The 18,656-nt window shown below is 69.8% G+C and carries 18 protein-coding genes and 1 pseudogene; 8 read left to right on the top strand and 11 right to left on the bottom strand.

What is annotated here, in order from left to right; genetic code table 11:
- Positions 1 to 243: 243 nt before the first annotated feature.
- Both QFZ58_RS32940 and QFZ58_RS32935 read left to right on the top strand, forming a co-directional pair.
- Positions 244 to 1,281 carry a hypothetical protein gene (locus QFZ58_RS32940; protein ID WP_373428627.1) on the top strand — a complete coding sequence of 346 codons (1,038 nt, stop codon included), beginning with the start codon at positions 244 to 246 and terminating at the stop codon, positions 1,279 to 1,281.
- Positions 1,282 to 1,880: 599 nt separating this feature from the next.
- Positions 1,881 to 2,045 carry a hypothetical protein gene (locus tag QFZ58_RS32935; RefSeq protein ID WP_307128521.1) on the top strand — a complete coding sequence of 55 codons (165 nt, stop codon included), beginning with the start codon at positions 1,881 to 1,883 and terminating at the stop codon, positions 2,043 to 2,045.
- A 207-nt stretch (positions 2,046 to 2,252) separates the two neighbouring features.
- On the opposite strand, the gene QFZ58_RS32930 is transcribed toward QFZ58_RS32935, so the two are convergent.
- Positions 2,253 to 2,447 (bottom strand): antitoxin, encoded by a 195-nt coding sequence (locus tag QFZ58_RS32930; protein WP_307128520.1) that lies wholly within the window; start codon positions 2,445 to 2,447, stop codon positions 2,253 to 2,255.
- A gap of 458 nt (positions 2,448 to 2,905) precedes the next feature.
- Between QFZ58_RS32930 and QFZ58_RS32925 the strand changes: the two genes are divergently transcribed.
- Complete coding sequence (locus QFZ58_RS32925; protein ID WP_307128519.1) at positions 2,906 to 3,742, top strand: alpha/beta fold hydrolase; 837 nt, start codon at positions 2,906 to 2,908, stop codon at positions 3,740 to 3,742.
- Positions 3,743 to 3,764: 22 nt separating this feature from the next.
- The gene (locus tag QFZ58_RS32920; protein ID WP_307129075.1) at positions 3,765 to 4,298 is read left to right on the top strand and encodes a TetR/AcrR family transcriptional regulator; all 534 of its coding nucleotides are present in this window, start codon (positions 3,765 to 3,767) and stop codon (positions 4,296 to 4,298) included.
- Between the two features lie 275 nt (positions 4,299 to 4,573).
- Here the strand turns inward: QFZ58_RS32920 and QFZ58_RS34600 are convergent, their stop codons facing one another.
- A complete protein-coding gene (locus QFZ58_RS34600) occupies positions 4,574 to 4,981 on the bottom strand; it encodes a transposase family protein (protein WP_373428626.1) in 408 nt (135 codons plus the stop codon).
- Between the two features lie 205 nt (positions 4,982 to 5,186).
- On the opposite strand from QFZ58_RS34600, the gene QFZ58_RS32915 reads away from it, so the two are divergent.
- Positions 5,187 to 6,251 carry a pentapeptide repeat-containing protein gene (locus QFZ58_RS32915; RefSeq protein ID WP_307129074.1) on the top strand — a complete coding sequence of 355 codons (1,065 nt, stop codon included), beginning with the start codon at positions 5,187 to 5,189 and terminating at the stop codon, positions 6,249 to 6,251.
- 226 nt (positions 6,252 to 6,477) lie between these two features.
- Here QFZ58_RS32915 and QFZ58_RS32910 read toward each other — a convergent pair whose 3' ends face one another.
- The 3 genes from QFZ58_RS32910 to QFZ58_RS32900 form a co-directional block, all read right to left on the bottom strand.
- The gene (locus QFZ58_RS32910) at positions 6,478 to 6,876 is read right to left on the bottom strand and encodes a hypothetical protein (protein ID WP_307129073.1); all 399 of its coding nucleotides are present in this window, start codon (positions 6,874 to 6,876) and stop codon (positions 6,478 to 6,480) included.
- A gap of 239 nt (positions 6,877 to 7,115) precedes the next feature.
- Positions 7,116 to 9,626: a hypothetical protein gene (locus tag QFZ58_RS32905; protein WP_307128518.1), complete on the bottom strand. Its 2,511-nt coding sequence runs from the start codon at positions 9,624 to 9,626 to the stop codon at positions 7,116 to 7,118.
- A gap of 63 nt (positions 9,627 to 9,689) precedes the next feature.
- On the bottom strand, positions 9,690 to 10,391 hold the full coding sequence (locus QFZ58_RS32900) for a hypothetical protein (RefSeq protein ID WP_307128517.1): 702 nt from the start codon (positions 10,389 to 10,391) through the stop codon (positions 9,690 to 9,692).
- A 486-nt stretch (positions 10,392 to 10,877) separates the two neighbouring features.
- On the opposite strand from QFZ58_RS32900, the gene QFZ58_RS32895 reads away from it, so the two are divergent.
- Both QFZ58_RS32895 and QFZ58_RS32890 read left to right on the top strand, forming a co-directional pair.
- Positions 10,878 to 11,495, top strand: a complete 618-nt coding sequence (locus tag QFZ58_RS32895; RefSeq protein WP_307128516.1) for an NAD(P)-binding domain-containing protein — start codon at positions 10,878 to 10,880, stop codon at positions 11,493 to 11,495.
- Between the two features lie 203 nt (positions 11,496 to 11,698).
- Positions 11,699 to 12,928 (top strand): serine hydrolase, encoded by a 1,230-nt coding sequence (locus QFZ58_RS32890; RefSeq protein WP_307128515.1) that lies wholly within the window; start codon positions 11,699 to 11,701, stop codon positions 12,926 to 12,928.
- 34 nt (positions 12,929 to 12,962) lie between these two features.
- On the opposite strand, the pseudogene QFZ58_RS32885 reads toward QFZ58_RS32890, so the two are convergent.
- Positions 12,963 to 13,370, bottom strand: a pseudogene (locus QFZ58_RS32885) (transposase); the annotation flags it as partial.
- Between the two features lie 299 nt (positions 13,371 to 13,669).
- On the opposite strand from QFZ58_RS32885, the gene QFZ58_RS32880 reads away from it, so the two are divergent.
- Positions 13,670 to 14,689, top strand: a complete 1,020-nt coding sequence (locus QFZ58_RS32880) for a hypothetical protein (protein ID WP_307128514.1) — start codon at positions 13,670 to 13,672, stop codon at positions 14,687 to 14,689.
- A 123-nt stretch (positions 14,690 to 14,812) separates the two neighbouring features.
- Here QFZ58_RS32880 and QFZ58_RS32875 read toward each other — a convergent pair whose 3' ends face one another.
- From QFZ58_RS32875 to QFZ58_RS32855, 5 genes are all read right to left on the bottom strand, one after another.
- Positions 14,813 to 15,478: a helix-turn-helix domain-containing protein gene (locus tag QFZ58_RS32875; RefSeq protein WP_307128513.1), complete on the bottom strand. Its 666-nt coding sequence runs from the start codon at positions 15,476 to 15,478 to the stop codon at positions 14,813 to 14,815.
- Between the two features lie 96 nt (positions 15,479 to 15,574).
- Positions 15,575 to 16,456 (bottom strand): ABC transporter substrate-binding protein, encoded by an 882-nt coding sequence (locus QFZ58_RS32870; RefSeq protein WP_307128512.1) that lies wholly within the window; start codon positions 16,454 to 16,456, stop codon positions 15,575 to 15,577.
- 55 nt (positions 16,457 to 16,511) lie between these two features.
- Positions 16,512 to 17,156 carry a GNAT family N-acetyltransferase gene (locus QFZ58_RS32865; protein ID WP_307128511.1) on the bottom strand — a complete coding sequence of 215 codons (645 nt, stop codon included), beginning with the start codon at positions 17,154 to 17,156 and terminating at the stop codon, positions 16,512 to 16,514.
- A 57-nt stretch (positions 17,157 to 17,213) separates the two neighbouring features.
- Positions 17,214 to 18,131 (bottom strand): YihY/virulence factor BrkB family protein, encoded by a 918-nt coding sequence (locus tag QFZ58_RS32860; RefSeq protein WP_307128510.1) that lies wholly within the window; start codon positions 18,129 to 18,131, stop codon positions 17,214 to 17,216.
- A gap of 160 nt (positions 18,132 to 18,291) precedes the next feature.
- Positions 18,292 to 18,609, bottom strand: coding sequence for a cupin (locus QFZ58_RS32855; protein ID WP_307128509.1), 318 nt, complete (start codon positions 18,607 to 18,609; stop codon positions 18,292 to 18,294).
- Positions 18,610 to 18,656: the final 47 nt, after the last annotated feature.

Genomic DNA, 18,656 nt, shown 5'->3' with positions numbered 1-18,656 from the left:
CACAGGTTGGGCGAACAGCAGCAGGAGCAGGCCGGCGGCCCGGTCGGCGGCCTGGATGCGCTCGTCGCGGACGAGGAGGCGGACGGCCGCAGCGTTGGTCCCTGCTGATGATGCGCGCGGTGGTGAAGTAGTTACTGGCTTCCTCCCGCTCCTGGCGGCCCGCCGCGCCCCTCATTGCAACTGCCTGCCGCAGCACACTGGAACAATGAAGATCTTGCACTCGTCACCAGGGGAGGATGCGTTGTGAACGTGGGGCTGGGACGTTCTACTGCGGCCACATGGGTCGCCCGGCATGCCCGGTCAGATGCGGGGTTCCGGGGGGCGTACTTCAGCGGCTCAACGGTCGGGCTCCCGGACAACGCCGAGCTGCCGACCTCCTCGGACGTCGACATCGTCGTCGTCACCGCCCAGGACGACCCGCCTGCCAAACCGGGCAAACTCCGCTACGGCGACACCCTGCTGGAGATCAGCTACCTGCCCTGGTCACAGCTCGTGTCTACCGAAGACGTCCTCGCCTCCTATCACCTGGCCGGCAGCTTCCGCACCGACACGATCATCGATGACCCCACCGGCCACCTGCGCGAACTGCAGGCACAGGTCTCGGGCAGCTTCGCCGCCCGGCCGTGGGTCCGCCGCAGATGCCAGGACGCCCGCCACCGGATCGAATCCCGGCTTGCGGCCATCGACCCCTCAGCACCATTCCACGAACAGGTGCTGTCCTGGCTGTTCCCCACGGGCGTGACCACCCACGTGCTTCTGGTCGCCGCCCTGCGCAATCCGACCGTACGCCTGCGCTACCTGGCCGCACGCGAGGTCCTCGCCGACTACGGACACCCCGGCCTTTACCCCGAACTGCTGGATCTCCTCGGCTGCCGGAACCTGTCCGCCCGACGCATCCAGCACCATCTGCGCGAACTCACCAAGACTTTCGACGCCACCGCCGAGGTCGCCAGGACCCCGTTCTTCTTCAGCAGCGACATCACTCCGGCCGCACGGCCGATCGCGATCGACGGCAGCCAGGACCTCATCGACCGTGGCGACCACCATGAAGCCGTCTTCTGGATCATCGCAACCTTCGCCCGCTGTCACACCATCCTGGCTGCGGACGCCCCCGAGCTTCACCGCACCTTCACCCCGGCGTTCCGGGCAGCCGTCACCGACCTCGGCATCAGCTTCACTGGGGACATCCTCCGCCGCACCGAAGATGTCACCCGCTTCCTGCCCCGCCTCTGGCAAACCACCGAGGACATCCTGGCGAGCAACCCCAGCATCAGCGAATAGAGGCAGCTTGATTCCTCGACCGCCGACCGGTGTCAGTTCTCGCCGACATTTCTCCATCCACTGAGCAGCAAGTGCTGCTGCAACTCGTCGACAAGTGGTGTCTGTTCAGGCGTTCTGGCTCGAGTGGGGTCTTCCCCGGACCCGAGTAAAGCGGTGGTCTCAACGTCAGTCGTCGATCACGTGGCGTCCGGGTGGCTGTAGCCGGGCTCGTTGGGTCTGTGCATGGCCACGCCCTGCAGCCAGGTACGGAAACCCGCGGTCGATCATCCGCCGGTAGGAATCCTGGCGGGCCAGGTTCATTCCGGCGTCCAGCTGCCCCAGTCCGCGCTCCGCGGCCAGCCGCTCGCACGTTCAGTAGTCACGATCAGCGCCCTTGCCACCATGTCCCCCAGCGTGCTCACGGACATCGCTCAGCAAACGCTCACCAGACTGCACGAGACCCCTTCCAGCCTGAGGGTGCACAGCACCGAGGTGACCGGGGAGATGAACCGGAGCAACCCCCGTCGTCTGCGGCGCCGCTGCCTTGACCCACCCCTGCTGCCCCTGTTGCCCCCTCCGCCCCACATAGCCACTGCCGGACTGCTGTGGCCGGCGAAGCTATGAACTCGCGTCCGACGCTGACCCCACAGCAGTCCGCCACCGCGCGCAGCGTCAGCCGTGCGGCAATCTGCCGCCGTCACGAGGTCGTCGACCTGCCCAAAGCGGTACCGGACCCGCAGCGGAAACGGCTGATCCCGGCACACGACCTGCGCGCCACCGACTGACGACTGCACGCACGCACGCACGCGATCAGGCGGGCTCCCCCGTCATCCTGGCCAAGAATGACCAGCGCGACTTCCTCGAGGACCTGGATGGAGCCGCGCTACGCACCGAACTGAACGAGCGGCGCAGCCGGGAGGCGCACGCCTGGAAGCCCTAGGCCCCTGGCACGCGGAGTGCCAGGGGCCCAGGGCTTTGGCGTGTGGGTGTGATCAGCGCTCCGTGGCCCCGTGGCCTCCGTAGGAGCGACGTGTCGCATCGGCGACCTTGTCGGTCTGGGCGTCGTACTTGTTGCCCGTGCGCTCGTCGACCATCCGCTCGGCGCTCGCTACACCCTTGTCGGCCTGGTCGGGGTGGCCCTTCGCCATCTCCTTGGCCTTGTTCGCCATGTCTCCGAGCTTGCTCATAGGGATACCTCCCGCGATAGCGCGTGCGTCGTACCCAACTGCGGCTACCCCCGGACCCGACCCCTATCCCTCTGGGTCTCTTACCGGCAAGGCTATGGACTGGCCCTCCAGGACCGGCCCTCCAGGTACGCGGCGCGCACGGTAGTGGTCTTGTCGGCCGGGACTGCGGGGCGGCGTCCCGGCCTTGTCCGCGCCGCCGACAGGCCCCGGGAAGTCAAGGTTCATTGGACGCCGGCCCGGGCGTGAGTAGTCGAGTTACGCGGGCCGGTGAGGTCGATCATGGTCGCCGCGAGGCACCGTACGTCGACCGCCAAGGTGGTCAGGGACTTGATCATCGGAGCATTGCCGATGGTCACTGACCGGGAGGCGGTACGGGAGCCGTAACGATAACCGTGTTGACAAGGTGAGCTATTGAGATTAGCTGCTAGCTAATCAAGTTAGCCACCTTGGAGGATCTCGTGACTGAATACCTTGCCGTCGACGGCGGCACGATCGCTTACGAGGTGGCGGGGGCCGGCCCGCTGATCGTTCTGGCGCATGGCATGGGCGACAGCCGCGCCGCGTACCGTGCCGTGATCCCGCCGCTGGTGGCGGCGGGCTACCGAGTCGCCGCGGTCGATCTGCGCGGCTGCGGCGAGTCCAGCGTCGGCTGGCCGGCCTGGAGCCGCACCGCCATCGCCGGCGACCTGCTTGCCGCGATCCGCCACCTGGGCGGCCCCGCCTTGCTCGTCGGCCACTCGGCCTCCGGCGGCGCCGCCACCATTGCCGCGGCGCAGGAGCCCTCGCTGATCACTGCGGTTGTCGAGTTGGCGCCGTTCACCCGCAAGCAGTCGATCCGCCTCGGCGACCTGCGGGTCAAGCGTTTCCGGCAGGGCATACTGCGGCTGCTCGGCTCGGGCGTCTTCGGCAGTGTGCCGCTGTGGCGCTCGTATCTCGACGTGGCCTACCCCGGCGTGAAGCCGGCCGACTGGGCCACACGACTCGGCCGCGTCGAGGCCCTGCTGCGCGAGCCGGGCCGGATGAAGGCCATGCAGGGCATGGGGCGCAGCGCCCCGACCGACGCCGGCACGCAGCTCGGCAACGTCCGTTGCCCGGTCCTGGTCATCATGGGCACGCTCGACCCCGACTGGGCCGACCCGCACGCCGAAGGTTCGGCGATCGTTGACGCCCTGCCGTCGGGCCTCGGTCGCCTTGAGATGATCGAGGGCGCCGGGCACTACCCGCACGACCAGTTCCCCGACCAGGTGGTTTCGCTCATGCTCTCCTTCCTTCGATCGGACGCCGCTCGTGCCTAGGGCCGGCCTGGACCCGGCGGCCGTGGTCGCGGCCGGTGCCGCCCTCGCCGACGAGGTGGGCCTGGGCAACCTGACGATGGGCTTGCTGGCCGAACGGGTGGGCGTGCGTACCCCGTCCCTGTACAAGCACGTGGCCGGCCAGGAAGACCTCAACCGCCGCATCGCGGCCCTGGCGTTGCGCGAGGCCGCCGACGCCGTCGGCGGCGCGGTCCAGGGGTACGCGGGCCGCGACGCCCTGGCGGCCGCGGCCCGCGCCTTCCGCGCCTTCGTGCTGGAGCACCCCGGCCAGTACGCCGCGACAATTGGCGTGGAACCGTCCGGCCCGGAGGATCCGCTGGCCACCGCGGGTCAGCAGCTGCTCGGCGCGTTCATGACGGTCCTGCGCGGCTACGAGATCGCAGAGTCCGATGTGGACCACGCCCTGCGCATGCTCCGCAGCCTCTGCCACGGCTTCGCCACATTGCAGGCGGCCAACGGTTTCCAGTGGAGCGCCGACATCGACGAGAGCTTCGAGTGGCTGATCGCGTTCGCCGACCGGGGCCTACGCACTCTGTGAGAATGCCGTCGCCGTCGACCGCCTTCTACATCACCCGGATCGCTCGTCCCGGGCCGGCCTCGGGCCCGACCGGACGGAGTCCCAGCCGACAAAGCGTACGGCTCTCGTGCGAACCGCAACCGTTCCCGCCGAAGGGATACTCCTGGGCGGAGCGGCGCTCATCGCGGAGCTGGGCGGTGTCTTCAAATGATCTTGACTGGTGGATCATCGTCGGATGATACTGACAAAACTGCAGCCATCTTTCTTTCTCGCTGGACTCCACATCGCGGGCATCCTTATCCGGTCCGCACGATGAGCCGAGCGAAGCGCCGCAGTCGCTGCGGTCCGACTCGCTGGTGTGTGGGCCGGACCGAACCGTGGTCGGGGACGGCGAAGCCACGAGTCGCCAGCAGCGGCCGCACCTGACGGATCGCCCCGGAGAGCGTGGAGCGGTCCAACCCGTACAGTTCGGCCAGCGCGACGTGCGGTAGCCCGAGCCGTAGATGGACGAGGGTGATCAGGAGCCGATCGGTGAAAGCGAGCCGCTGCTTGGGTCCGGCGCCGGCGGCCCGTCTACGGGCTCCGCCACGCCGCTCGTGCAGCCGACTCCCGCGCCGCCTGCCACCGGGACGCGAGTTCTTCGAGCAACTCGCCGAAGTGCGCGCGAGAGATGCCGGACAGGGCAGGATGGGAGCAGGCCGCACGGGCCCAGGCTTGCGTCACAACTCGCTCAACTCGTATGGCCGTTCTCGTGTCACGGGCCAGTGGCACAGCACTCTTGATCGACTTGTGGGTGGTGTCTAGGCTCCCATGCCCATGGACATGGGGGAACCAGACCGCGGGCGGCGGGCATGGCACGACGGTGCGGTCAGGCGTCGTGTAGCCGCAGGCCTACTGGTCGGAGCAGTGCTGGTCGTTCTGGGCGCGCTGTTCGTCGTACTGCCGGGCGTGGTGGTCAACCACGATCTCGCCGGGGCGAGCGTCGCCGCGCAGGATCGGCTGAAGGCGGTGAACGATGTCCGTACGACGCTTCTGCAGGTGGTCGGCGGCCTGATCGTGCTCTTCGGCGCGTATGCCACCTGGCGGCAGCTGCGGGTCAGTCAGGACGGTTTGCGCGCCACTCAGGAGGGCTACGTCACCGACCGATTCAGCCGGGCCGTCGACCAGCTCGGCAGCGATAAGCTGGATGTGCGCATCGGCGGGTTGCACGCGCTGTGGCGGATCGCGGAGCAGTCCGCCCGCGACCGGGAAGCCATCATCTCCATCCAGGCCGCGTACCTGCGTACCCACCTGCCCTGGCCACCCGTCGAGCCGGGACCACCGGCGGTGGACGCTCCCATCAACGACATCTCGCCCCTGGAGACCCGCGCCGCCGACACCCAGGTGGCGCTGACCGCGCTCGGCGTGCTGTGCCAGCGCCGGGAGCAGTCCTGGGTCAATCTCAGCCTCACCGACCTGCGCCGGGCCGACTGCGACGGACTGTGGTTCCCCGAGGTCAACTTCGACCGCGCTTGCATGGAGGCGGCGAGCCTGTACCACGCCAATCTGACCCAGGCGTCCCTGGTCTCGGTCAACCTGCGGCACGCCGACCTCACGACCGCGATTCTCCGCCGGGCTCGCTGCATTCTGGGCGACCTACGGGCCGCAAAGCTGGTCGAAACCGACCTGCGTGACGCCGACTTCACCGAGACCGACCTGCGCGAGGCGAACCTGCGCAAGGCCGACGCCCACGGCGCGGTCTTCCACCGCGCCGACCTCCGCATGGCCGACTTGCGCGGCACCGACATGAGCACCGCCGACCTTGTCGAAGCACGCCTGACCGGCGCCCTGGCCAGCGAGCACACCCGCTGGCCCGCCGACTTCGACCACGCGGCCGCCGGCGTCGTCAACACCGATGACCCCGGACCGGAGCCCTCGCCCCTACTCCAGCCGCCCGTGACGTGGCAGGCACCGCCGCTGAGGTCCGCTCCCTGACCAGGACGCGCCGATCAGGACCGGGGCGTTCGCGATGCACTCGACCGGCGTCACCCCTCCCAGCGGCGTGCTGATCGCGCAGGGGCCCAGGCCGCCAGGCAGGCCGGGAGTTGATATCGCTCCCAAGGTCGTTATTCTCACGACGTACCCGCCGTCCGGTGCCCGACGCGGAGCAGCTGCTCGACGGCTCCTCGTGGGTGCAGTGGCGTGGTGGCCGGGCTCAGCACTACGAGGCGGCGTGGTGGTGGGTGTCCTGGGGGGTGCCGCCTGTGGGACGGCGGGCTTGTTTGAGTTCGGCTTCGTAGAGGTGGTCACGGCCTTGGGCGAGGTCGTGGACCAGGCGCTGCTCGAGGTCGGTGAAAGGGCGGTGGTAGGTCTGGTTGTAGGCCTCGATGATCTGGAAGGTCCAGTGGCCGGGGATGACGTTGCGCCCGAGGATCTCCCGCTCGACCAGGTCGGCCTCGTCGTCATGGCCGGCCTCGCGCAGTAGGTGTACGGCGTCACCGATCTGGAAGTCGGCGGTGCCGGTCAGCTGGTGGAACTCATACAACGCGCCGCGGGCCCGCTCGGTCGTCTCCAGCGCCTTCGACAACGCACCCAGCGCTTCCACCGTCTTGTCGCTCATGCCCTCGGGACGCAGGTGCGCGGCGTCCGGGGTGCTGTGCTGTTCATCGCTCACGTTCTGTTCATCGCTCACGCGCACACGTCTGCCCCGAACACCCCACGCCCTACCAACCGGTCCAGCTTCATTCACTCCCGAGGTCTTCGGGCACGGTCGCATCCGGTCAGAGGGTTGAGTGCTGGAGTGGAGGACACCGCGCCTGTCGGTCGACAACCGGCAACGACACGGGCCCCTCCGGTTCGTCACCGGCGCGAGTCGCCCTGTGCCCGTCGCCCCATCTCTTCCCAGAACTGCCGCAGTTCGCTGTGCGCCGTCCGTTTCTGCCAGGCGGCTTTCCGGCGGCGCCCGGACAGCGACGGTGAGAGTAGTGCGGACTGCGCTCTGCAGAAGGCCTCGCTCAGTTCCACCCGGTGCCCGTCCACGCCCTTCGGCGGGTAAGGGCACAGCTCGAAGGCGCAGTCGTCCCGGCAGTTGGAGCCGGCCTGGGAGGCCGCCGTCCGTACGACGGTCCGGCTGGGGTCGAGAGGACTTCGGTCCCGCGTCAGGCAGGGAGGCAGGTCAGGCCGGTCGGTGTGCTGGAGGCGACGCAGGCGGTCCTTGGGCCAATCGCCCCGCTCAGCGAGATTGAGCAGCAGGAGCACATCCGCGAGGAGTTGATTGGTGGGCGTGTGCAGAGCGCTCCACCCGGTCGAGGGCGCAATCCACAGGTTGTGCTTGCGTGACTCGTCCTGCGGCGCCGTTTGCGAACCGACGTGGGCGGCGACACCCGATTCGTCGATCCATAGGAACCGTTCGGGCTGCCGCGACTCCAGAGCCCGCACCGACAGCTCCGCGGCCGCCTTCACGAAGGGGTGCTCCTGCCCGCCGCCCGGCAGGACCAGCCACTGCCGGACCTGCTCCGCCGGGTCCGACCCATGCCCTTGCTCGGGGTGGGCCGAGTGGACGTCGTCCGGCAGGGCCCACAGTGTCAGCGCGTGCAGCAGCGTGAGCCGGGAGAACCAGAACCGCGTGCGCTGAAGCATGTACCAGGCTTGCTCGCTGAGGTACTCACGGGCTTCCGGGCGGGCGTGCGGATGGCGGCGCCTGCGATTGGCCGCGTACTTGAACCCCTGTGCCAGTGCCACTTCCAGTGCGAGGTCCAGGGGCGGTGCATCGGTCTGCTCCTGCGGGCCCACTCGGCGTACCCACCCTTCCAGGTATGCGTACGGGGTGTCCTGGTGGCGCTGGGTGGTGACCGAGCCCACGAGGAGGGGAATCAGCCACGCGCAGAGAACACCGTCCCGCCACTCCTGTTCCGCGGTCTCCCGCTCTTGCTTCTCCCGGCGGCGCTCCCCCCGTCGACGCTCCTCCCGCTCCTCGTGCTCCCTCTGCAGGCGGGCGACAGGCCCCTTCTCGTGCCGACGGCGCCTGCCCTCGTGCTCTCCGACGTCCTCCGGCTGTTGACCGCCCCACAGCTGTTCCCGCCAGTTGGGTTCGCGCTCCATCAGCCGGTCCCGCACCGCCCTCGGCACGCGGAGACGGGGGTGCAGCTCTTCGAAAGCGATGTCGCCGCCCGCGCCGATCTCTTGTGCGATCGCGACCCGGACCGCGTACGACGGTTCCAGGCGTGCGATCTCGAAAAGCTCGAGGTAGGCAGGCTCAACGGTGTGCCTGCGGGCCACACCGCGCATCGCGTCCCCGAAACGCGACACCAGTTGCATCTTCGCCGCACGCATGGTCAGCGGGTCCCGTGCCCGCAGATCCGACCAGGACGTGCACAGCTGCATCGCGATCAGGTGCTGCTGCGGTTCCTCGTCCACGCTGTCGATCTCCAGAGCGGCCGCGTACAACTCCAGGGCCTTGGTGTGCAGGCTGCGGCCCAGGAGGAGGTGGCCGGCGTGTGCCGGCGTACCGGGTACGCGCGACCGGCTCTCCCGGTCCATCTCCGCCCGGCAGGCGGCATTGAGCAGCAGATCGCGCGCGGTGGAGACCGGGCACCAGGCGACTCGCTCACCGGCTGGGTCCTCGTGGAGGCATGATCCGCCGGGCGTGCGGGAATGGAGCACCATGGCGATGAGCAGCTCTCTTCCCGGGTTGCGCAGAGCTGCCGGGAAGAAGGAACCGTCCGTCGGCTCCTCGGGGATGTCGGGGTGGATCACGGCATTCATGAAGCGCGCCCCGAGGTGAGCCTGGACCACGCTGTGCTGGAAGCGGACGCGGTCACCACAGATCTCGATGAGTCCCAGGCGTGCTCCCCAGTACGCGGCCAGTCGGATGTCGAGCCGGCTCCCCTCCACCCGCCGGGCCAGTTCGCGCACGAGTTCCGGGTAGCGTGGCCGCGACGGGTCCTGTTCGTCAACGAGGTCGGCGAACCGCACTTCGGCGGAATCCGTCGCCAGCCCCACACAGGCCATGGCGCAGAGGTGGTCGACCGTCGCCCGCCGCTCCTCCTGGCTCAGCGGCACCTCGGGACGGAAACGTCCGCTGACGAGCGCGTTGATCCAGGTGTCGAGCAGGTGGAAGCGCAGTGCCGCCCGGTCCCCGCCTCGTGTCTCCACAGCATCCTCGTCGGAGTGTCCGGTCATGGCCCGCTCCAGCAGCGCCGCCCCGTGGAGTTCTGCGGCGATCTGCAAGTACGTAGGCGCCTCGGTGATACCGGCCATCTCCACGATCCAGTCCAGCCTCTGGCGGTCCTCCCGGGGGCTGCCGGACGAGATGTACGTGAGCGCGGCCTCCTCGCTCAGCGGTTCGAGATCAGTGAGGGCGACCTCCATTCCCCTCAGCGAGTCCTGCGGTCGTGAGGTGATGATCAGGGGCAGCCCTTGCTCGTTGGCCCGTCAAATGGCCAGTCCGATGACGGTGTCGCGTTCCTCCGCCAGATCCTCATCGGTCAGAGCCTCCTCGAGGCCGTCCGCCAGCACGACGATCCGTCCCTGTTTGACCAGTCGCCGCCATACCTTCTCCGCTTCGGCGTCGGAGCGCAGACTGCCCTGCACCTCCTGGGAGAACCGTTCGAAGGCGAGTCGCCGGAAGTCCAGGTCCTTGCCCGCGTGACGCAGACGCAGCGGCACGGGTACGGCCTTCTGTTCGGCGAGGGCTGCCGTCAGCAGCACGACCAGAGCCGTCTTACCCGTTCCCACCCCACCGACCACGACGTGAGTGCGACGGGTACGGCAGTCCCGGAGTTCTTCGACGAGGACGGCGCACAGCTGATCACGGCCCACGACCATGCCGAAGATGCTGCCCGCCGTTTCCACGAGTTCGTGCGGTGCCTGCCTGGCCTTCCTCTGGTACACCCTGCGAACGCGGCTGAACCGGAAGAAGAGGTAGGCGACGGTGGCAAGGGACAGCGTGAGCAACGGCATGAGGATCGTCTGGAGGATGCCGCACGAGAGGCTGTGTCTGCTGCAACGCGTCTCCGCCCGGGAAAGGAGCGACCATAAGCCGTCGCTGGGGGAGCTCGTCAGAGTGACGACGGCCAGCGTGGCCAGGAAGAGCAGGACGGCCGCGCCGAGAAGCGTCACGGTGAGGGCGGGCACGTACCACCCCGTCTTGCGGATCCGCCAGGTACGGAGGCTGACCCATCCGTCCTCAGCCGTCCGACGGAGGCTGATCCGTCGGAAAAGACGAGCTGCCCACCGCCTTAACCGTGTCCCCGTTCCTCTCGGGCGCGCCTGTCCCGGATCGCCGGAAGCTCTTGTGTCAACGTTCACCGCACATCCTTCTTTGCACAGCGCACAACCGACGTCGTCCGTCTCTACCTGATTCCGCGTCGAGGCGGCTTTGTGCGGACGAGTCCCGGCAATCACCCGGTCGGCTCAGCAGGCCGGTATGCGGCGCGGGCAAAGGCTTGGAGTTGTACGCACCGGCCCAGCAGAGACGGCGGGACGTCGGGCGCGAGGAAGATGTTGCCCACCGGCCCCCGGTCGTCGTCGGCGGCGGAGTTTTCTCGATCTGGGCGAAGACGCGGGCCTGTCCGGAACCGCACGCCCGGCAAGGCCGACGGCCTCGTCGCGGCCGGCGATGTGCGCGCCTCCACGCCCGCCGAGGCCGTCGCCGACGCCGACGTCGACCTCGTTTTCACCATGCCGGCCGACCCGGCCGCTGCCCTCGCCGTCGCCGTCGCCGACACCACGATCCCGGCGCTGCGCCCCGGCGCCCACTGGATCGACAGCTCGACCGTCGGCCCCGACACCGTGCGCGAGCTCGCCCGTCGGCTCCCCGAGGGCGTCACCCTCGTCGACGCGCCCGTCATGGGCAGCGTCGACCGGGCCACCACCGGCGACCTGCTCGTCCTCGCGGGCGGCGGCACCACCCCCGTCGCCGGCGTCCTTGACCGGCTCGGCACCGCCACCGCCTGCGGCGGCCCCGGCAGCGGCGCCGCCCTCAAGCTCGTCCTCATCAACGCCGTCATCGGAGGCGTCGCCCTGATCGGCGAGGCGCTCAACCTCGCGGACTCCCTCGGCCTGCCCCGCGATCTGGCCCTGCGCACCCTCGGCGCGGGCCCCCTCGCGGGCGCCGTCGGCCGCGCCACCGCGACCGGCGTCCACTTCCCGTCGCCTTGGCCGCTGAGGACATGGCCCTGGCGACCGCCGCCTCCACGGCGGAACTCGCCGTCCTGGAAGCCGTCCACGCGGCCCTGACCGCCGACCCGGCCCTGCGGGGTGAGGACCCGGCGGCCGTGGCACGCTGAGCGGCAGAGGACGGCGGCGCGGAGCCGGCTCGGGAGCGGGGCGCCGAACGAGTGGACTCGCCGCGGCCCGGTCGGGCGGTCTGCCGTTCGCGCCGTATCTGGTGCTGATCTGTCGCCGTCCGCGTCCATGACCTGGAAGAGGCGCCCCCGACCATGAGACGAACCTCCCCCCGCCGACTGCTCGCCGCGACGCTGCTCGCGACGTCCGTGCTGGCCCTGGCCCCGCTGGCCACCGTTCCCGCCACGGCCGTCCCGGCCCCACACGCCCCCGCCGCGGCCACCGGTCCGCACGGCGGCGACGACTGCCCCGCCGACGGCTTCGGCCCCGCGCTGACCGCCCGGCTCGACAAGACCGTCGAGGACGTCCGCAAGCAGGCCCGTGTCCCCGGACTCGTCGTCGGCCTGTGGATGCCGGGCAAGGGATGCTACGTCCGCGCGACCGGCGTCGCAGACAAGAACACCGGCCGGCCGATGTTCGCCGACACCTACGTCCGCATCGGCAGCGAGACCAAGACCTTCACCGTCACCGCGCTCCTCCAGCTCGTCGACGAGGGCAAGGTCAGGCTCGACGACCCGATCGACGACTACATCCGAGGGGTCCCGAACGGCGAGAAGATCACGCTGCGCCACCTCGCCGAGATGCGCAGCGGCCTGTTCCCGTACACCGCCGACCCCGACTTCGAGCACGACCTGCTGAGCGCGCCGAAACGCCCGTTCAACCCGTGGGAGGTCCTCTCCTACGGCTACCGGCACCCGAACACGTTCGCGCCGGGCGCGAGGTTCCAGTACTCCAACTCCAACCTCGTGCTGCTCGGCCTGGTCGTCGAGAAGGTCACCGGAAAGCGGCTCGCCGACGTCATCCACGAGAGGGTGGTCCGCCCGGCCGGTCTGCGCCACACATTCCTCCCCAAGGGCGCCGAGTTCCCCGAGCCCCACGCGCACGGATACACCGACCAGACGCTGACCGGCTCCGTCGCGGACGCCACCGACTGGAACCCCAGCTGGGCCTGGGCGGCAGGCGGCATGATCTCCGACCTCCAGGACCTGCGCCGCTGGGCCCCCGTCCTCGCCACCGGCAAGCTGCTCAGCGTCGAGACCCAGGCGCAGCGTCTCAAGGTGCTGCCGACCGGCTTTCCCGGCACCGACTACGGCCTCGGCATCCTGCGGACCAACGGCTGGATCGGGCACAACGGCTCCCTGCCCGGGTACGAGACCGTGACCGTGTACCTGCCCTCGCAGAAGGCCACCCTGGTCCTCATCCTGAACACCGACTCCCTCGTCGACGGCCAGGAGCCGTCGACCCTCGTCGCCCGCGCCGTCACGTCCGTCGTCACACCGGGCAACGTGTACGCCGGAGGGATCACCCCGCGCGACAAGTCCTAGCACTGCAAGGGTGTTTGCCGTGGCGGGTGGTTAACTTCTGGTGGGGTGTGTCCGCGGTGTTCGGGCACCGCTCACGGTCGTCAGTCCAGGAGGCGGGCAGATACAGACGGCGGTCGATCAGCGTGCGTACGAGCGCGGCCGCATAGGCCAGGAAGACTCCGACCTGGCAATTCTCCGTGCGTCCCGCAGTGCCGGAGTACTGCCGTTGCGCCCCGGCCGAACCGGTGCCCTTCTTCAGGAAGCCGGTGTCGTCCACGATCAGGACCGCACCAGGGTCGCCGAGGTGCTCGACCGCGTAGGCACGCACCTCGTCCAGGACCTCATCGGCATCCCACTCGATCCGGTTCGGCAGCCGGTGGATGCGGTCCGGGCCTGCGTGGCCAGCTTCTTCGGCCAGTGTCCAGCCGTTCTTCCGCTGCAACGGTGCTATGAGCGCCCGCATTGGCGTGGGGCGAGAACTGACTGTTGGGAACGCGGTGAACACCGACCGGCCCCGCCTTAACTGCTGCGGTCTCATGATGCGATCGCGATTGAGGCGGTCAGCGCGGAATCCAGCGCCCTCGTCCGGCACCCGGCGCCCGCCGCTGCGTCGGTTGCTCCTGGTGTCGCTGACAACGAGCCGCCGATCTTCCCCGTCGCCGCGATTGAGTTGTCGAGCAGTAGCAACTCTGGCTCAATGTGGAGTTCGGACAGCACCGGCACGTCCGAGGTGGGCTGGCGTGGTGGCTTAGGGTCTGCACCATGATCAGAACTACCCCGCCGCGCCCGGTGCAGGTCGAAGGGCTCTTTCCGAAGCTGGGCGCGTTCCGGGGTGTGACGACCCGGCTGCACCCGCGGCCTGGGAGTCCGGACGTGTCGGTCAGCTCGATCGGCGGTCCTCTGCTATGGCCGGCCGAGGAACCGTGGCCGTTGTGTACCGAGCCGCACAAACGGAGCCGTGGTTACCGCATCGCGGACATCCATCGCCGGCGACAGATTCTCGCGGACGCTTGGGCCCGTGACCGTCCCAACGACCGCGAACGGGACCTGCTCACGGAGCTCGGCCGTAAGCATCGCGACCAGGACGTGGCCTACACCGATCCGATCCCGCTGATCGGTCTGGTCCAGGTGTACCGGCGGGACGTGCCCGGCCTACCGCCGGGCCCGGACGGCTGCGATCTGCTCCAGGTGCTCTGGTGCCCGTTCGAGGCACATGGCCCTACCGGTTACGGCCTGGCGCTGCACGTACGCTGGCGCCGTTCCGACCAGGTGGTAGTGCCTCTGCCTGCTCCGCCGGAGCCGTCCCTGGTCGGCTTCGAGGGCTCGGTCGCCGAGCCGTGCGTGCTGCATCCCGAGCAGGTCGTCACCTACCCATACTCCGGATCGCTCCCGGCCAGGCTGGAGAAAAGGATCGACGCCTGGGAGACGGCCCAGGAACGGAAGGCTGAGAAGCATGGTCTGGACGACGAGCTGGTCACTTACCAGCACGACCTGTCGATTCCACAGGGTTGCCGCGTGGGCGGGTTCCCCTCCTGGCACACGACCGACCCCCACCCGATGAGCTGTGAAGCCTGTGCCGCACCGATGGCCCTGCTGCTGACCGTCGACAGCCGCGAGTGGGACGGCGCCGACGGCGGCTGGATGCCCATCGAGGAGTGGGATGTCCCAGGGCATCTGCGGGACCGTTGCCCCACAAAACTCGAGATCGGCCGAGATGGACTGCTGAACATCTTCGCCTGCCCCGCCGAGCCCGGGCACCCACACCGATGGAGCCTCCAATAGCGGAGCATTGATCAGACTCAGGGTCCGAACGATCTCTCGTTCGTGATCACTCGGACTGGTAGCTGCCGTACGCGCGGCCGGCCTTCGGTTGGGCATGTGTTCCTGCCAAGGAACACACAGTGCTCAGCACGAAGGCCGTAGCCCCAACGCCGTCCGGCCCACCGCCAAGCCCGCACCGCCACACGGTTGGGATACCGGCCTCATTGGTCGCGCCGGTGCACACCGGCCGGCCAGCAGCAGCACGACCTGCTCGGCACGGGGGTCGTCGGCGTCCCGCGCGGTCAGCTCCGCGGCCTTGGCCCGGAACGTCTCCCAGAGCTCGCGCAGGGACTCGGCGGTCAGCCTCGGCATCATGTCGTCGATGCCCGCGTGTTCCTGCCACTCCTCACCGAGGCGGCCCTCCGCCATGTCCGCCTCGTGCCGGGTCACCGTGTGCTGCAGGTGCTCGACCTGTCGGCGCCTGCTCAGCTCCAGGGCGGCACGGCCCCCCGGCGTGGCGAGCATCGCCGTGTTGCTCCACGAGGTGATGGAGTGCACGGACTTCCAGCGGCGCTCGCGCCCGTCACGGTGTTCCGCCTCCGCCACGAACGCGTACTTGGCCAGCACACGCAGGTGATAGCTGGTGGAGGCCGACGACTCCCCCGTCCTGACCGCCAGTTCGCTCGCGGTGGCCGGACCGTACTGCCGCAGCAGACCGAGGAGTCTCAGGCGCAGCGGGTGGGTGAGCGCCTTCAGGGCCGCCGGATCCCGGCCGGGATCGAGTACACGGGGTGACTCGTCGCTGTCCATGCGAGCAGCGTAGAGCGGATCCCAACTTCACCAAAGTATTTTTGCAGAATAGTTTTTGCAGAGCCGCCGGGCGCCCTTCGCCGCGGGCCGCGCCCCTCATTCGCCTCGCGTCTCCTCCAGCGCGTCCGCGACGAGGTGGAGGAAACGGGCGTGCGCCCGCGGGCTGCACAAGGGCTCCGGGTTCCACGGCACGATCCGCGCCCGTCGCACCGACTCCTGCCACTCGGGGCTCCCGGCCTCCCCGAGCGGAGCCGCGTTCGAGCGGACATCCGTCAGGACCACCTGGGGACGAAACGCCGCGGCCGCCGCCCAGCCGACCGTGGACCAGTTGACCCCGGGCCCTTCCTCCGGGCTCACGAGCGCGACCCCGAGCTGGGCCAGCACCCGCAGCTCGGGCCACATGCGGGGGCGGGCGACGTGTGCCTGCTCCGCACCTGCCGGCGAGAGGGCCATCACGCGAACCCCTTCCGGGACGGCGCCCGCCACGGCGCGGAGCCGCTCCCGGGCGGCGTCCAGCTCCCGCGCCGCGGCCTGGGCGGGCGCGGCGCCGAGAGAGCGCGCCAGCTCGGCGAAGCGCGCGACCGTGCGGTCGAGGGTGCGCACCTGACCCACGTCGATCACGACGACCGGGACCCGCTCCTCCAGGTGCTTGGCGGTGTCCGGATCCAGCCCGTAGATCTGCCCGTGGCCGTAGCTGACGGCCACGACCAGGTCCGGCTCACCGCGTAACAGCGTCTCCACGTCCAGGTCGCCGCCGGCACCCCGGTAGTCCACGGAGTCGAGCGGAAGGGCACCGGTCTTCGCCCGGTCGGGCGCGGCCCCGTCATGACCGGAGCCGAATATCCCTTCCGGACGTATCCCGAAGTCCCACAGCGTGGCGCCCGCCTGGACGTACGCGAGCACCCTCGACGGACGCCGGTCCGCCGCCAGCAGCTGCCCCCGGTCGTCCGTGAACGTCCACGCGCCCTGCTCCGTCATGCCACTCACCCCTCCGCGCCCGGCGTCCGGGCCCTCGTCCGTCCCCCGCGCCTGACTACCTGCCCATCCGGTCGCCGCCGCATCCCTCGGTGGAACGCCCCAGATAGGTGAGCGGCCCGGGATCGGGTACGGCGAGTTCACCGAAGCCGAGCCGGTCGTAGAAGGCCCTGGCCGGGGTGTTCGCCGTCAGCATCGAGAGGTGGACGGCGGGGACCCCCTTCTCCCGCAGCGCATTCAGGAAGGTGCGCATCAGCTCGCTGCCGAAGCCCCGGCGCTGCCATGGCGGAAGCAGGTCGATGTGCAGGTGGGCGGGGTACCCGTCCAGCTGCGGAAGGATCATGCGCTCGGGGCGGTACAGGAGGGCGGTCATCTCCTCGGTGAGGGTGCCCGGCGTACCGGCCGGCTCCGGGAAACGATCCGTCACCAGGGGGAGCCAGGTCTCACGGAAGGACTTCACGAACCCATGGGTGTCCGCGGTGCCCAGGATGTAGCCGACCGCGTGCCCGGACCCGTCGTCGAGGACGAACGTGAGCTCGGGTTCGAGGTGGGCGTAGGGCTCGGCGAACAGGGCGGGCATCAGTCCCGGGTCGGGGTACAGGTGCCGGGAGTCACCACCGTTGTCGGCCGTGCGGACGCAGATGTCCGCAAGTGCCTCCCGGTCGGCCGATCGGTACGGGCGTACGTGCGGAACCGTGGTCATCGCCCCATTCTGCCCCTGTGGGAGCGCTCCCACAAGGGCCGCGCGGGCCTTCGCCCCTCAGACCTGGCCGTCCCCTTCGTGCCGCTCGTCCACCTCGGCCGTACGCGCGAGTTCGACGTTGAACTGGGCGCCCGTCAGGAGTGCCAGGTTGGTGAACCAGATCCAGATCAGGAAGACCACCAGGCCGGCCAGCGAGCCGTACAGGCGGCCGTAGCTGCCGACATGGGTGGCGTACAGCGCGAAACCGGCCGAGGCGACCAGCCAGAGGAACGCAGCGAGCACTCCGCCAGGCAGCCCGCGCCGCACACCCCGCGCGGAGCTCGGGCCGGTGCGGAAGAGGACCAGGATCAGACAGGAGGCCAGGCAGAGCAGCACGGGCCACTTGACACCCGTCCACATGGCCTCCCCGGCGTGCGCCAGCCCCACCCGGCGCCCGAACCAGCGCGCCAGGGGCCCGCTGAGGACGAGGGCGAACGCGCTGGCCATGAGCAGGACGAGCAGGCCGACGGCGGACGCCACGATGAGGTGCGCCTTGCGGAGGGCGGGGCGGGTGTCCTTCACGTGGTGCATCGCGTGCAGGGCCCGGCGGAAGACGGCCAGATAGCTGCAGGCGGACCAGACGGCGCTCACGCCACCGGTGGCGGCGAGCAGCCAGACAGCGGTCCGCTCCTGCGTGGCCTCCTCCAGGGGCCGGCGCAGTGCGGCTCCGGACTCGGCGGGCGCGAACGCCGTGATGTCAGCGATCAGGGCCATGGTGGCGTCAGGGTTCGTCAGGCCGATGACGGAGACGGTCACCAGGAGCGCGGGGAGCAGCGCGAGGATGGCGTAGTACGTGAGGGCTGCCGCCCAGTCGGAGAGGTCGTCGTTCCAGAGCGAGACGGGGGTACGGCGAAGAGCCGTGCGCCAGCGCGCCGCACCCGTGGTGCGGGCCGCCGCGTTCGGCTCTCGTTCCGTCGCGTCCGGTGTTCGTTCCATGGCGTGCGGAGTTCGTTCCGTCGCGGGATCGGTCCTGCTGGGCACTGTCTCTCCGGAGGCCGTAGGAAGGATCGGCGGCCCGGTCCTGGCGCCGGATGGTCCGGCGTCCGGGCTTTCCTCCCTCTCATGCCTCGTTCCGGCGGGTGTACTCCCGGTGGGCTCAGTCGTTCACGGCGGTCAGCAGCACGACGGCGTCCTCGAGGGCCAGCAGCCCGTGCCGCTCCTGGGGGACGGGCCGGAGTTCGCCCGCGGTCATTTCCACGTTCCCGGAGGCGGCGGTGATCCGGACAGCACCACGCAGCACCTGCAGCGAGGCGGCGGGCGGCGCGTTGTGTTCGTCGAGGGCCGAGCCCCCGGCGAGCGCGATCACCGTCTGCCGCAGCGGCTCCTGGCGCAGCAGCAGGTGGGCGCTGCGACCGTGGGCGTCGGCGCGGGCTGCGGCCAGGTGCTCGTCGGCGAGAGCGTTGAGATCATTCATACGACCACTGTGCCGCAGCCCCCGCTCCCCCGCTACCACTCCGGCGG

Source organism: Streptomyces sp. B1I3, from assembly GCF_030816615.1.
In the GTDB taxonomy this organism is placed as follows: domain Bacteria; phylum Actinomycetota; class Actinomycetes; order Streptomycetales; family Streptomycetaceae; genus Streptomyces.
Note: the sequence above shows the minus strand (reverse complement) of the source record. Positions and strands in the feature narration are given on the sequence as shown.